Here is a 13,114-nt window from a genome sequence, read left to right on the forward strand (position 1 = left end):
AACGGAGCACATCCCGCATGACCATGGAGCACGTCGACGCCTCCGACAACGGCCACGACGAGCCGCACGGCAAGGACGTCGCCAGCCGGCTGAACTGGCTGCGCGCCGGTGTCCTGGGCGCCAACGACGGCATCGTGTCCACGGCCGGCATCGTCGTGGGTGTCGCCGGTGCCACGGCCAACCTCAGCGCGATCCTCACGGCAGGCATCGCCGGCCTGGCCGCCGGGGCGATGAGCATGGCCGTCGGCGAGTACGTCTCGGTGAGCACCCAGCGCGACACCGAGCACGCGCTCCTGGAGAAGGAGCGCCGCGAGCTGCGGGAGACCCCCGAGGAGGAGCTCGCCGAGCTCACCCAGCTCTACTCCGCCAAGGGCCTGTCCGACGACCTGGCCCACCAGGTCGCGGTCCAGCTCACCGAGCACGACGCGCTGGCCGCCCACGCCGAGGTCGAGCTCAAGATCGACCCGGAGAACCTCACCAGCCCCACCCACGCGGCGCTGGCCTCGTTCGTGGCGTTCACCGTGGGCTCGATCCTGCCGCTGCTGGCGATCGCCCTGCCGCCGGCCGGCGGCCGCGTGGCGGTCACCGTCGTCGCGGTGATCCTCTCCCTCGCCCTGACCGGCGTCATCAGCGCGCGACTCGGTGGCGCGAAGCGCACCAAGGCGGTGTGGCGCAACGTGGTTGGTGGCCTGGTCGCCATGGCCGTCACCTACGGGATCGGTGCGCTCGTCGGTATCGCGGTCTGACGCCACGGCGCGCCGCGGCTCCCGTCGGGGGCCCTACCAGCCCAGGGTGCCCGGCTCGCCCTTGAACGGGCCGACCACCTTGGTGGTGATCCAGCCACCGTAGAAGCCGCCGGGCTGCGGCTGCACCGGCTCACCGTCGACGGTGCAGCGGTCCATCGCCGCGGGGTAGACGGCGACGTGGTCGAGCAGGTCGGCGAAGCGAGGGTTGGGCCGCGGGTAGAACCAGGCGGCCCGCTCGGCCACGCGGTCGCCGGCCACGACGTCGAGGTAGTGCGCGGTGCCCTTCCACTCGCACCAGCTCGTGCCGGCCGCCGGCCGCAGCGCCCCCTCGGCGAACGCGCCGCGCGGCAGGTACCAGGTCGGCGGGTGGCTGGTCTCCAGCACCTGCAGCGCGGCACGAGTGTCGGCGACCAGCCGGCCGCCGAGCCAGACCTGGACGTGCTGGTGGGCGGCGCGCAGGGCCGGCGGGCGCGGGTAGTCCCAGACCGACTCCTGTCCGGGACCGGGCGGCTGCCTTCGCGGTGTGCTCACGGGGTCAGCGTAGGCACGGGACGCCCCGCCTACTCGCAGACGATGCCGTCGTGGTCGCGGTCCTGGTACCAGTCGTACTCGGGGTCCCGGCGGCTTACGTAGGGGCCGTAGCCGTGCGCCTTGGCCTCGGTGCAGGTGCCGAAGCGCGGGTCGAGCCCTCCCCCGACCGTGGGCGCCGGCGGCAGCGGGGCAGGCGGCACCGGGGCAGGTGCGGGCGCCGGCGTCTCCACCCGGCCCCCGCCGAGCCGGAAGGCGGGCGCGCTCGGCAGCGGCTGCCCGGGACACGCGGCGAGCACCCGGCGGATCGCTTCGCGCTCGGCGGCGGTGACCCACAGGTGGTAGCGCGCCTTCACCGCGACCTGCCGCGCGACATACGCGCACCGGTAGCCCTTGGCCGGCGGCAGCCAGGTCGCCGCGTCGCCGTCGCCCTTGCGCTCGTTGGTCGGCCCGTCCACGGCGAGCAGGTTGAGCGAGTCGTTGGCGAAGGCGACGCGCGTGGTGGGGCTCCAGCCCTGCGCACCCTTCTGCCAGGCGTCGGACAGCGCCACGACGTGGTCGATCTGGACGGCCAGGGACGTGGTCGTGCCCCGCACGAACGCGATGGTGCGCCCGGTGTAGGGGTCGTGCAGGCTGCCGCGCAGGACCAGGCACCCGTGGGTGCCGGCCTTGAGCACGTATGCCGTGAGGTCGCGTCGCAGGACGTCGTTGCGGGTGTCGCAGCCGTTGCGGTCGACGTCCGCCCACGCCTGGCCGAAGTCGGTGCGGGCGTAGCCGGTCTTCGGGGCGCGCCCCTTGACCGCCAGGGTGGCCAGCGCGGCGAGCGCCGAGCCGGGGCGGGCAACCTCCGGCGCCGCGGCTGTGGCGGTCGCGGGCAGTGACCGGGGCGCCGTGGTCGAAGGGGATGGGGCGGAGGCGGTCCCCGGGGCGGCGGGCGTGGGCGCCGTGGTGGGGCTCGGGGCGACGACGGACGGGCGCCCCGACGCGGCGAGCGTGGAGGGGCTGCGCGGCGCGGCCGCGGCGCTGCCGACGGCCAGCACCAGGCCGGCCGCGGCGATGCCGGCGCCGACCGTCCGGGACCGCACGTGGGCCCACCGCACCTGGCCTCGGAACGTCGCAGTCAGGCCGACCCCGGCCACGGCCAGACCCGCCAGGGCCAGCAGACCGGAGGCGGCCCCGTCGAGAAGCATCACCGGCAGCAGGAGCACGAGCACGCGACGACGGTAGGCCCAAGAGCCTTGCCGCGTGGGCGTTTTGGCGCGGAACCACCCATCCTTGCCGGCCTCCGAGGTGACGCGCCCCGGCCAGCTCGAGGGGGCCGGTGGTCCCGGTTGGTCCCGTCCCCGGACCGTCAGGCCGCTGCACCCTCCAGGTGCGACTTGAGGCCGCCCAGGGTGCTGGCGACGAGCCCGCGGATCACCCGCGAGCGGACGAAGCCCGGCAGCGGCAGGTTGTGGTGGATCGTCAGCTCGTAGGTCACCCGAACCCGCCCCGGCGCCAGAGGCGTCACCGTGTAGCGGCCCTCCTGCCCGGTCTGCAGCACCCCGGAGAGCATCGTCCAGCTCATGCCGTCGTCGTCGTGGTCGTAGGACAGCGTGTAGCGGTCGGTGCCGACCGTGGCCTTGGCCTTGAACCGCGCAGTCTCGGGCAGCCCGGAGTCGAAGGTCGTGAGCACCTCGGCCTCCAGGATCTCGGGGATCCAGTCGGGTTGGCCGGCCACGTCCCGCAGGGTGGCGAGGACGTCAGCCGCGGAAGCCGCGATCTCGACGCTCTGGGTCGAGGTGTCGGTAGGCATCTGGTCCTCCCTCTCCCTGGCCGCGCTAGACGGCCCGCGCCAGGGCCACGAGGTCCGCCAGCTCACGGTCGAGGCCGTCCAGGAGCTTCTCCGGCTCGGGGACGCACCCGGCGTCGACGAGGAAGCCCACCCGCAGGGTGTCGGCGTAGGTGAAGATGCACACCCCGACCGTCTGACGCCCCGAGCCGGGCACCCATCCGAGGGCCCCGCTGATCGGCACCCCGGCCAGGTAGCGCCGGCTGCTCGGCCCCGCGACGTTGGTCGTCACCCCGATCACCTTGTCCGCGAAGAAGTTGACCACGTATCGCTCGAGCTGGGCCGCGGTCCGGCCGATCGCGGTGATCAGCCCGAAGGTCACGGCCGCCTCCGGTGAGTGCTTGAGCCAGTCCATCCGCCGCTTCGTCTCCGCCAGCCGTTCGAGCGGCGCCTGCACGCTGCAGGGGAAGGTGAAGAAGACGAGCGCGAACTTGTTGCCGAGCTCGCGCGGCAGCGGCTTGTCCAGGGGCCGCACGTTGACCGGCACCATGGTCGCCAGGTCGACCGGCACGCCTCCGTGGTCGAGCTGGTAGCGCCCCAGGGCCCCCGCAACGGCGCTGAGCAGGACGTCGTTGAGCGTGGCTCCGGCCAGGCGCCCGATGTGCTTGAGGTCGGCCAGCGGCCACGGCTGGGACCACACGGCCCGCTTGGGCACCCCGGGTGTGCCGCCGAGCGCGGTGTCGGGGTTCTGGGTGAACAGCAGGTCACCCACCACCTGCCCGGTCCGGACCGTCAGCCCGACGGCGTCGGCCAGGCCGGCCGGCCGCGTGAGGCGCAGCGCAGCACCGACCGCGTGCTGCGCCGCCGACACCCCCGTGGACAGGGCGGCGACCAGGGGCCCGGCGACCGTGCCCGGCCGCAGCGGCACGAGGTCCCCGCCGCGCCCGGCGAGGTCATCCCCCGCCGACTCGTCGGTGAGCGAGAGCATCACCCGGGTCAGCGCGATCCCGTCGGCCAGCGCGTGGTGGAACCGGCAGAAGACGGCGGCGCCGCTGCCGTAGCCCTCGACGAGGTGGACCTCCCACAGCGGGTGGGCGTGGTCCAGCGGCACGTGCAGGTGCCGCTCGATGTGCCGTTGCAGGGCCAGGTCGTCGCCCGGAGGGCGCAGCCTCACCCGGCGCAGGTGCCGGGTGAGGGAGAAGTCGGGGTCGTCCTCCCAGTGCGGCAGCCCGACCGGCGTGCGCGGTGGCACCGCCCGCTGGTGGAACACCGGGAACGGCTCGATCAGCCGGGCCTGCACCACGCTGACGAACCGCTCCCACGCAGGGACGGCCTCGAGGAACATCACCGACTCGATCACCATGAGGTTGTTCGGCCGGTCCATGTTGAGCCAGATGGTGTCGACCGGCCCGATGCCGCGCCTGCCGCTCATCGGTCGGCCCCGGCGCCCGCCCCGTAGTAGCCGCGTCGCAGCAGGTCGGTGATCTCGGCGACCAACGGCATCCGGGGGTTGGTGCGGTTGCTCAGGTCCTGGAACGCGGTCATCGCCAGCTCGGGCAGCGCCGCGAGGAACTCCTGCTCGTCGACACCGGCCTCACGCAAGGTGCGCGGCATACCGACGGTGTCCAGCAGGTCCTCGACGGCGTGGAACAGCCGGCGCCGGCTCTCCTCCGCGCTGCGCCCACCGAAGATGACCCGCCCGAGCTGGGCGTACTTGTCGGGCGCGACGTAGGCCGTGTAGCCCGGTGCGGGCATGAACTTGGTGGGCAGCCCCGCGTTGTAGGCCAGGACGTGCGGCAGGAAGATCCCGTTGGCCCGCCCGTGGGCGAGGTGGAACCGGGCGCCCACCGCGTGGGCGAGGGCGTGGTTGGTGCCCACGAAGGCGTTGGAGAAGGCCAGCCCGGCCAGGGTCGCGGCGTTGGCCATCTCCGTGCGCGCGGACAGGTCCCCGGGGTCGGTGTGGACCCGCGGCAGGGCCTCGAAGACCAGCCGGGCGGCCTGCACGCAGAAGGCGTCGGTGTACGGCGAGGCGAACACCGACACGACCGCCTCAAGGGCATGCGTGAGCGCGTCGACCCCGCTGTCGAGCGTCACGGCGTCGGGCATCGACAGGGTCAGCAGCGGGTCCACGATCGCCATGTCGGGCACCAGGCTGTAGTCGACCAGGGTCTCCTTGCGGTCCCCCACGCTGATGACCGCTGCCGGTGACACCTCCGAGCCGGTCCCGGAGGTGGTGGGGATCGCGACGAGCCGGACGGTGTGCGCGTCGCGGGGGTAGTCGACCACCCGCTTGCGCGGGTCGAGGAAGGGCAGGGTCAGCCGGTCAAGGCTGAGCTCCGGGTGCTCGTGGAAGAGGCGCATGGCCTTGGCCGCGTCGATGACCGACCCGCCGCCGACGGCGACCACAAGGTCGGGGTGGACCCGCCCGAGGAGCTCGACCCCACGGCGGATCGTCGCCTCGTCCGGCTCCGGCGTGACCTCGCTGAACACCAGGACGTGGGCTGCCCGCAGCTTGGCCCGCACCGTCGCCGCGACGCCACGGTCCTCGCTCGGCCCGTCGGTGACGATCACGGCGCTGGCGGTGTCGACGTCGCGCAGGTTCTCCAGAGCCCCGGCGTTGAAGTAGGTGTTGGCCGGGACCCGGAACCACTGCGGCGGCGTACGCCGGTGCGAGACGGTCTTGATGTTGAGCAGCTGCCGGTAGTTGACGTTCTCGGTGGTGCTGGACCCGCCCCAGGTGCCGCAACCGAGGGAGAACGTCGGCGTGAGGTTGTTGTAGACGCCGCCGAGGGCGCCGACCGCCGTGGGTGCGTTGACAAGGATCCGCCCCGTGCGCACGGCCCGGCTGTAGGCGGAGACCACCGCGTCGTCGTTGGCGTAGATCGCCGAGGTGTGGCCCAGCCCCCCACGCTCCGTGACGAGCACGGCGACGTCGATCCCGTGCCGCTCGTCGGGTGAGCGGACGACACCGAGAACCGGCATCAGCTTCTCCTGGACCAGGGGGTGGGTCCGCAGCTCGTCGAGGTCCGCGGGCAGCAGGGCCAGCAGCACCTTGGTATGCGCGGGGACCGCGAACCCGGCCCGCCGGGCCAGCTCCGGCGCCAGCTGGCCCAGCGCCGCGAGGTTGACCTTGTCCCCACTGCCGAAGGCGAAGGCGGCCAGGAGCTCGGCCTCGGCCGGGGTGAGCACGTGGGCGCCCATGCGCTCGAACTCGGCGATGGTCTCGTCGTAGATCTCCTCGGCGATGATGCAGGTCTGCTCCGCCGGGCAGATGACCGAGGCGTCGAAGGTCTTGGAGATGAGGATGTCGACGACGGCGCCCTTCACGTCCGCGGTCCGGTGCAGGTAGACCGGGGCGTTCCCCGGGCCGACGCTCAGGCTCGGTTTCCCGGCCGCGTTGGCGAGCGCGACGATCTTGTGCCCACCGGTGACCCAGATGAAGTCGATGCCCGGGTGCGCGAAGAGGTAGTGGGTGACCCGGTGCTCCGCGTCGGGGATCACCTGGAGGGCACCGGCCGGCATACCGGCTGCCTCGGCGGCCTCCCGGAGGATCTCCACGGACCGCTCGCAGCAGCGGATCGCGAACGGCGAGGGACGGAACACGATGGCGTTGCGGGTCTTGGCCGCCACGATCGCCTTGTAGAGGACCGTCGAGGTCGGGTTGGTGACGGGCGTGATCGCCAGGACCACGCCGATCGGCTCGGCGACGTGCACGAGGTTGCGCTCGACGTCCTCGTCCACGACGCCGACCGACCGCTTGTCGCGCAGGTAGTCGGCCAGGAACTCGGTGGCGACGTAGTTCTTGACCACCTTGTCCTCGAAGACGCCGAACCCGGTCTCCTCGACCGCCAGCTGCGCCAGCTCGATGGCCGCCCGCACCCCGGCCTGGACCATGGCGTCGACGATGCGGTCCACCTGCCCCTGGTCGAGCTCCCGGAACGCCCGGGCTGCTTCGGCTGCGCGATCGACCGCGGCGTCAACAGCGGCGCGCTGCCCCGGCTCGAGGGCCACGCCGCCCGGGGCCGTCGGGTCGGTGACGGCCGGCTTCGGGGCGACCGTCGGCGCAGCCTCAGGCGCTCGCGTCCTGGTGGAGGTCATCCTCGGCTCCCCGGTCGGGTTGGTCCGTCCCGATCACCGTGTCGCGCCGGGAGCCGGCGAGGGCAGAGGCAATGGTCCCTGCGGGCCGCTCCGCGTCACCACGGTGACGCTCGCCTGCGGTGGGGCTTTCCTCCGGGGGTCGTCACCTCGGGTGCCGCCTCGGGGCCGACCATCACCCACGCGAAGCCCAGGGCGCCGCCGATCGCGGCCCGGCGCCTCAGTCCCGGGCGACCAGCCGGAACAGGCGAGGCCGCTGCTGGCCCGCCCACGCGCGATACGAGCGGTAGTTGGGGCTCAGGGTCTCGAAGAGGCCGTAGAGCCGCTCCCACTCCCCCTCCTCGCGAACCGGCACGGCTGTCACGTCACGGACCCGGCCGCCCAGGTGCACGCGCGCCGCCGGGTGGGTGAGCAGGTGGCGGTCCAGGCCGGGTGGCGCTCAGGCGCGCGCGCCCGCCAGCGACCCACTCGGCGACGCGGACGTCACGAACGCCTCGATGTCCTCGGCCACCCGGCGCTCCTGCTCCTTGCGCCAGATGCGGACCGCCTCCCGCGCCATCTCCGTCTGCGACTCCAGCACCGACTTTGCCGCCTCGACCTCCGCCTGGAGCTGGTTGCGCACCCGTGACTCGTGCGCCTCCAGCGCGGCGCTGGCCTCGAGCTCGGCCCGGGCCAGCTGCGCCTCAAGTTTGAGCCGTTCCTCGGCCAGCACGGCTTCGTCGCCGATGGTGACCAGCTGCTCGTAGAGCGAGGGCTTCCCGAGGGTGAGCAGGAACTTGAAGAGCACCGGCAGGCACTCGATCGAGGTCAGGAACAGGAACAGCATCGTGTGGGCGGTGCCCATGGTCGGGTCGCGCCGACCGAGCCGGTGCAGCGCCTCGAGCCGGGCGAGCAAGCCGTCGCCGTGGTTGACCGCCGAGTTGTTGCTGGCACTGTCGGCGTCACGCGCAGCCTGGATGCTGGCGATCCGCTCCTGCAGCCGCGTCACCTCGGGGCCTTGGGTGGCCCGCTCCGCCTTCGCCGTGCTCGCGAGGCTGGACTGCACCTGCGCCGTGCGCGTGTCCAGGGCCGACTGGAGCTGGCTGTGCTGCTGCTGCAGGTGGTCCCGCAGGCGGACCTTCTCCTTGAAGGCCGGGCCCGATCCGGCCTTGCCGCTGCCGCAGGTGCCCTCCTGCTCGCAGACCACGGCCTGCTCCGCCTTGCTGAGCTGGGTGTCGACGGCCGCGAGCCGGGAGCGCAGGTCGGCCACCGAGGGGTCGGAGAAGACGGCGTCCGAGGAGACGCCTCGCGCGAGGTCGTCCTGCATCTGGGCGAGTTTGGCCCGCAGTGCCGGGAGGTCGCGGTACCGGGGGTCATGGGCGAGGCGCATCTCGAACTGCGCCTTCTCCTCGGCGTGCATCACCGTGAGCTCGTCGTTGATCTCGCTGCTGAAGACCTGCAGCGTCAGCGGCGTCGAGACCACCGTCCCGATCACGACGGCCAGCGCGACGCGCGGCAGCGCCATCATCAGGTTCTTCAGCACCGTGGGCTGGCGGCTGCTCGCGGTCACCAGCCACTTGTCGAGGTTGGCGATGGCCATGCCCCAGAGCAGGCCGAGCACCACAGCGACCACGAGCGGCGCATGGACGGCCATCTTGAGGGCGAAGGCGAAGGAGAGAGCTCCGAGCCCGGCCGTCGTCAGGATCACCCCACCAGCCGTGGCGTGCTTGACCCGCTCGCCGGGGGCCGTCGCGAGGACGCTGCGGTTGGCGCCGGACATGGACAGCAGGAACTCGGTCACTGCGCCGCGACGGCGAACCGCGCGACCCGTGGCCCGGATGGCCCGGGCGACCCGCGGCCCGGTAGCCAGCAGCAGGCCGGCTGCACTACGAGTGAGGTTCCGCAGGACGTGAAAAGCCTTGCGGGGCGCCGCCATTGGCCGGCGACGGTTCATCGGTCCTCCTGGAGGAGTTGAGGTGAGTCGGAAGTGGTCGGCTGCGGTCGTGCGTCCGCGTGGCCCCTTCGGCCCGGGCGCAGCGGGTGCTCGCGCAGGAAGGTCATGCCCGGGAACGGCGCCGGCCGGCTCCTCAGCGACTCGGCCACATCATGGCCGCGGAGCACACCAGCGAGGGTGCTGACCAGGGGCGAGTCGTCGTGGCTGCCGAGACGAACCGTCGAGGACAGGGTGATCCCCGGCCCGGGAGGCATGGTGACGCTGGTGATCTGCGCCAAGGGAAGGGCGGGAACGCCGAGCGCCACCACGCGCGAGTCCGTGCCTCCCGGACCGTGTGCGGTCACGACGAAGCCGGCCTGGGCGTCCTCCTCGCCCACGACAACGTAGCCCGCGATGGGGTGGCCCCCGGCGCCGGCGACCGTGACGGAGTCGGCGTTGAGCGCGCGCCAGGACACCCGCGCCGCCCCCTCGGAACCCTCCGCAGTCGGGGTGACATTGAGCGAGACGAACTGCGGTGGGGCCGAGTCCAGCCGGGCGCGTAGCGGCTGGCGCCGACCCGCGGGAGCGTTCAGCGAGCCCGCACCTCGGTGGCCCCAGTCTCCGCCACGGCCCACCCGGCCGGCGCGGGCCCAGTCCGCATCCAGGTCCGCGGCGCCCCGGTCCTGGCGGCGGCTGCCGAGACCCCCGTCGCCGCCTCGACCCCAAGTGCTCCGCCAGTCGGTCGGCATGGTCGCCCGTGGTCCCGGGTCGGCCAGCCTGTCCCGGCGCGATCGCCACCAACGCCGAATCAAGGCGGGCAGCAGCGCGAGCAGCAGGAAGCTGAGGAGCGCACCGTTGAGGAAGTCCCGCAGGAACCCGGCGATCCGCCACGCCTCGAGGTGCCCCTGCCACGTGGTGTTGCCGGTCAGCGCGCCGACGCCCAAGACCGCGAGGAAGACGCCCCAGACGAACAGGATCGGGTCACGCCGGAGTGGCCGGTCGAACAGCGTCCGCACCCGCGCCTCATTTCCATGTTTCCGGGCCTGTGCCAGAAGTATGAAAGGCGCATCGGGGACCAACCGACCAAAACGGAGAAAATAGTCCTAAATGACCAGTCACCCGGGGGTCAGCTCCAGGAGCGCACGACCAGGGTCAGGCCGACCGGGAAGCCGACCGCCAGGCCGGCGAGGTAGATCCCGTAGCCCGAGCGCAGCTGCCGTCGCGCGAGGTGGGCGAGCGCGGCGATCCCCACTCCGACGACGACCATCCGGGCGGTCCGGGCCAGCGCCGCCGTGACGGCCAGCGCCGGCAGCGGGACGTGCTGGGCACCGGCCTGGGCCGCGTAGACCTTGACCGGTATGCCGTTGAGCACCTGCTCGAACATCGCCCGGGCCCCCTCGCCGGCCAGCTCGGCGCCGGCGGTCGCCTGCATCCGGGCCGTGGTCAGCGGCGCGGGCAGGGACACCCCGTGACGGGCCGCGAACGCGTGCACCAGCACGCCCGCCACCGAGCCGGCGGCCAGCGCCGGCACCAGCCGCCAGGCCCGGAACGCCGCCGACGGCACGACCAGCGCGAGCAGCAGCTCGGCGACCAGCGGCCAGGACAGCGCCTCGGCGACCCCCCAGCCGAAGGCCAGCGCCACGCCGGCGTGCCCGGTCGCGAGGCGGTGGGCAACCGCGTGGCTGCGGGCCTGCGCCGCGACGGCCGGCCCGCGTGCGGACAGGGCCGCCACCGCCTCCCGGGCCAGGGCGGGCGCCTCGGCGCGGCCGGGGTCGAGCGGCGCACCGAAGCGGACCTCGACTGGTCCCGGGGTCGGGCGCTTCGCATCCGCGGGCAGCAGCTCCCGGGTGCCCAGGATGGCGGCCGGGACGACCGGGACGCCGGCCTGGGCGGCGAGGCGGAACGCCCCCGAGTGGAACGCTGCCAGGTCGCCCGAGCGGGAGCGCGTGCCCTCGGGGAAGACGACCACCACGCGGCCGGCGCGGGTCTGGGCGCCGAGCGCGTTGAGGTCGGCCCACCCTCCCCCGCCCCGGCGCACCGGCCTCCCGCCGGTGAGTGAGCGGCAGACCCACGCCCGCCACGGGACGGCAAACCAGTGGTCGGCCGCGGCGGCGATGACCGGCGCGGTGGCTGGACGCAGCGCCGCGAGCAGGGCGGCGGTGTCCGCGTGCGAGCTGTGGTTGGCCACCACGACGCAGCCGCCGCGCGGGGGCTCGCCGGTCACCCGCACACCGGCGCCGCCGAGGGTGAACGCGCTGCGCCAGAGGGCGCGGCGCAGCGCGGCTGCGAGCCGGTGCCGCGGGCCCACCCCGGCGGCCGCCCGGGCCGGCACACGGGCAGAGGCCAGGGTCGTCGACCGGCTCACCACGTCAGCACCGCCGCGAGCGGCAGGACGATGAGCAGGGAGTCGACACGGTCCAGCAGGCCGCCGAAGCCGGGCAGCCACGCGCCGGCGTCCTTGACCCCGGCCTGCCGCTTGACCATCGACTCGAGCAGGTCACCCACGACGCCCCCGACTCCGACCGCGAGCACCCAGCCCGCGGTGAGATGGCCGGCGACGGCGAGGACCAGGGCGGCGCCCAGCACGGCGCCGACGACCCCGCCGACAGTCTTGTTCGGCGACAACGGGGACAGTGGACGGCGGGCCCAGCGCAGTCCCCCCAGTCCCTGTCCGCCGCACCACGCGGCCACGTCAGCGGCCGCCGCGGCGAAGCAGACGAGGTAGGCGTCCTTCCACAGGACCACGAGGTGTGCCAGCGACCAGCAGAGCCAGATAGCGCCGAAGGCGGTCAGGCTCGCCCGGCGGAAGCCCCCGCTGGTGTCGCCGTCCAGCAACGGCAGCAGCGCACACGCGAGGGCCACCAGCGGCGTGAGCGAGAGGTAGGCCGGGGCGAGCAGCGCCACCACCGGGAAGGCCACCGCCAGCACGACGAGCAGCCACCGGTCCCGGCGCGGCAGCGCCGTGAGGGCGGCATACTCGCGAACCGCTTGCACGGCCAGCAGCGTGGCGAGCACCGCGGTCGGGGCCGGGCCGAGCCAGATCGGCAGGCCGACGACGGGGGCGATGAGGGCCCAGGTGACCCAGCGGCGGCGCAGCTCGGCGCGGCGGGCGAGCGCCACGGCGACGCCGGCGAGGGCCAGCGCGGACACGGTCAGCCAGAACAGGAACACGCCCCGGCCGGTGGTCGCCACGTGGACCGGCCCCAGGTCGACCGCCAGGCCCCAGCGCGACCAGTCCGCCCAGGGCACGCTCATCGCGCCACCGCCGCGGGGACGCGGTCCGGAGCGGCCAGCTCGCGATGGGCGACGCGGAGCCGGTGCACCGTGGTGGCGACCGACCCCAGTCCCAGCACGAGGGCGACGACCCCGAGGTATGCCGGGAGGCCGGCTGCGAGGACGGCGAGCGCGCAGCGCTCGGTCTTGCCGACGGGCCCTCCGTTGAGCCGGGGCCCGCCGGCGGCCGCGCTCGCCAGGGAGGCGAAGGTGGGCAGCGTCGCTGCGCCCGCCGCGACCAGGACGAGCACCAGCGCCGAGACGTGCACGGACCCGACCCCCACCGTCGAGGGGCGGGGCTCGTGGATGACCGCCAGACCGACCAGGCCGGCGAACATCAGCGCGTCGCCGGCGCGGTCGCCGATCTCGTTGAGCACGAAGCCCCATGGGCGGGAGACACCCCTGGCCCGGGCGACGGCGCCGTCGAGGTTGGCCCCGGCCAGGCGGCCCGCGAGCAGGATCCCGGCCGCCGGCCACCACCCTGCGGCGATCGCGACCACGGCGGCCCCTGCGCAGGCCACCCCCCAGGGCCGTGAAGAGGTCGGGGCTGAGCCGGCGGCGCGAGGCGAGGGCGACGGCGGCGGAGAGCCGGGCGGTGTACCAGGGCTTGAGCGCGTAGAGACCGCGCATCGGTGCCTCCAGGGGTCAGGACGGGCGGGGCGGCCCGTCCTCCCACTGTCCCGATGTACGCGGGCCGGCGGATGAGTACCCGCACCCATTCGGTGCCACCCCTGTGGTGGAGGCGGTGACGCTCCGCCCGCCGCCACGGGCCGCCCGGCGGGCGTGTTC

General features: G+C 74.0%; 12 protein-coding genes. 1 reads left to right on the forward strand and 11 read right to left on the reverse strand.

Annotated features, from left to right (window positions below; translation table 11 throughout):
• Positions 1 to 17: 17 nt before the first annotated feature.
• Positions 18 to 746 carry a VIT1/CCC1 transporter family protein gene (locus AC3ANM_RS07405; protein ID WP_488287499.1) on the forward strand — a complete coding sequence of 243 codons (729 nt, stop codon included), beginning with the start codon at positions 18 to 20 and terminating at the stop codon, positions 744 to 746.
• A gap of 33 nt (positions 747 to 779) precedes the next feature.
• On the opposite strand, the gene AC3ANM_RS07410 is transcribed toward AC3ANM_RS07405, so the two are convergent.
• From AC3ANM_RS07410 to AC3ANM_RS07460, 11 genes are all read right to left on the reverse strand, one after another.
• Positions 780 to 1,277, reverse strand: a complete 498-nt coding sequence (locus tag AC3ANM_RS07410) for a DUF427 domain-containing protein (RefSeq protein ID WP_488287500.1) — start codon at positions 1,275 to 1,277, stop codon at positions 780 to 782.
• A gap of 29 nt (positions 1,278 to 1,306) precedes the next feature.
• Complete coding sequence (locus AC3ANM_RS07415) at positions 1,307 to 2,488, reverse strand: GmrSD restriction endonuclease domain-containing protein (protein ID WP_488287501.1); 1,182 nt, start codon at positions 2,486 to 2,488, stop codon at positions 1,307 to 1,309.
• A gap of 137 nt (positions 2,489 to 2,625) precedes the next feature.
• Positions 2,626 to 3,069 (reverse strand): SRPBCC family protein, encoded by a 444-nt coding sequence (locus tag AC3ANM_RS07420; RefSeq protein WP_488287502.1) that lies wholly within the window; start codon positions 3,067 to 3,069, stop codon positions 2,626 to 2,628.
• 25 nt (positions 3,070 to 3,094) lie between these two features.
• A complete protein-coding gene (locus tag AC3ANM_RS07425) occupies positions 3,095 to 4,477 on the reverse strand; it encodes a wax ester/triacylglycerol synthase family O-acyltransferase (RefSeq protein ID WP_488287503.1) in 1,383 nt (460 codons plus the stop codon).
• Positions 4,474 to 7,143 (reverse strand): bifunctional acetaldehyde-CoA/alcohol dehydrogenase, encoded by a 2,670-nt coding sequence (adhE, locus tag AC3ANM_RS07430; RefSeq protein WP_488287504.1) that lies wholly within the window; start codon positions 7,141 to 7,143, stop codon positions 4,474 to 4,476. The genes AC3ANM_RS07425 and adhE overlap by 4 nt, the downstream gene beginning before the upstream one ends.
• Before the next feature lie 217 nt (positions 7,144 to 7,360).
• On the reverse strand, positions 7,361 to 7,567 hold the full coding sequence (locus tag AC3ANM_RS07435) for a nitroreductase/quinone reductase family protein (RefSeq protein ID WP_488287923.1): 207 nt from the start codon (positions 7,565 to 7,567) through the stop codon (positions 7,361 to 7,363).
• Between the two features lie 12 nt (positions 7,568 to 7,579).
• Positions 7,580 to 9,073 (reverse strand): DUF4407 domain-containing protein, encoded by a 1,494-nt coding sequence (locus AC3ANM_RS07440; protein WP_488287505.1) that lies wholly within the window; start codon positions 9,071 to 9,073, stop codon positions 7,580 to 7,582.
• A complete protein-coding gene (locus AC3ANM_RS07445; RefSeq protein WP_488287506.1) occupies positions 9,070 to 10,068 on the reverse strand; it encodes a hypothetical protein in 999 nt (332 codons plus the stop codon). Before AC3ANM_RS07445 ends, AC3ANM_RS07440 begins: the two co-directional genes overlap by 4 nt.
• Before the next feature lie 110 nt (positions 10,069 to 10,178).
• Positions 10,179 to 11,417 (reverse strand): lysophospholipid acyltransferase family protein, encoded by a 1,239-nt coding sequence (locus AC3ANM_RS07450; RefSeq protein ID WP_488287507.1) that lies wholly within the window; start codon positions 11,415 to 11,417, stop codon positions 10,179 to 10,181.
• Positions 11,414 to 12,307, reverse strand: a complete 894-nt coding sequence (locus AC3ANM_RS07455; protein ID WP_488287508.1) for a phosphatidate cytidylyltransferase — start codon at positions 12,305 to 12,307, stop codon at positions 11,414 to 11,416. The genes AC3ANM_RS07450 and AC3ANM_RS07455 overlap by 4 nt, the downstream gene beginning before the upstream one ends.
• Positions 12,304 to 12,825 carry a CDP-alcohol phosphatidyltransferase family protein gene (locus tag AC3ANM_RS07460; protein WP_488287509.1) on the reverse strand — a complete coding sequence of 174 codons (522 nt, stop codon included), beginning with the start codon at positions 12,823 to 12,825 and terminating at the stop codon, positions 12,304 to 12,306. Before AC3ANM_RS07460 ends, AC3ANM_RS07455 begins: the two co-directional genes overlap by 4 nt.
• Between the last annotated feature and the right edge of the window lie 289 nt (positions 12,826 to 13,114).

Source organism: Oryzihumus sp. JJN4-3R, assembly GCF_057747915.1.

What these genes read in the sequence shown, in the direction of transcription:
- adhE (WP_488287504.1), bottom strand. Translation starts at nt 7,143, where the DNA reads ATGACCTCCACCAGGACGCGAGCGCCTGAGGCTGCGCCGACGGTCGCC.
- AC3ANM_RS07405 (WP_488287499.1), top strand. Translation starts at nt 18, where the DNA reads ATGACCATGGAGCACGTCGACGCCTCCGACAACGGCCACGACGAGCCG.
- AC3ANM_RS07455 (WP_488287508.1), bottom strand. Translation starts at nt 12,307, where the DNA reads ATGAGCGTGCCCTGGGCGGACTGGTCGCGCTGGGGCCTGGCGGTCGAC.
- AC3ANM_RS07425 (WP_488287503.1), bottom strand. Translation starts at nt 4,477, where the DNA reads ATGAGCGGCAGGCGCGGCATCGGGCCGGTCGACACCATCTGGCTCAAC.
- AC3ANM_RS07440 (WP_488287505.1), bottom strand. Translation starts at nt 9,073, where the DNA reads ATGAACCGTCGCCGGCCAATGGCGGCGCCCCGCAAGGCTTTTCACGTC.
- AC3ANM_RS07420 (WP_488287502.1), bottom strand. Translation starts at nt 3,069, where the DNA reads ATGCCTACCGACACCTCGACCCAGAGCGTCGAGATCGCGGCTTCCGCG.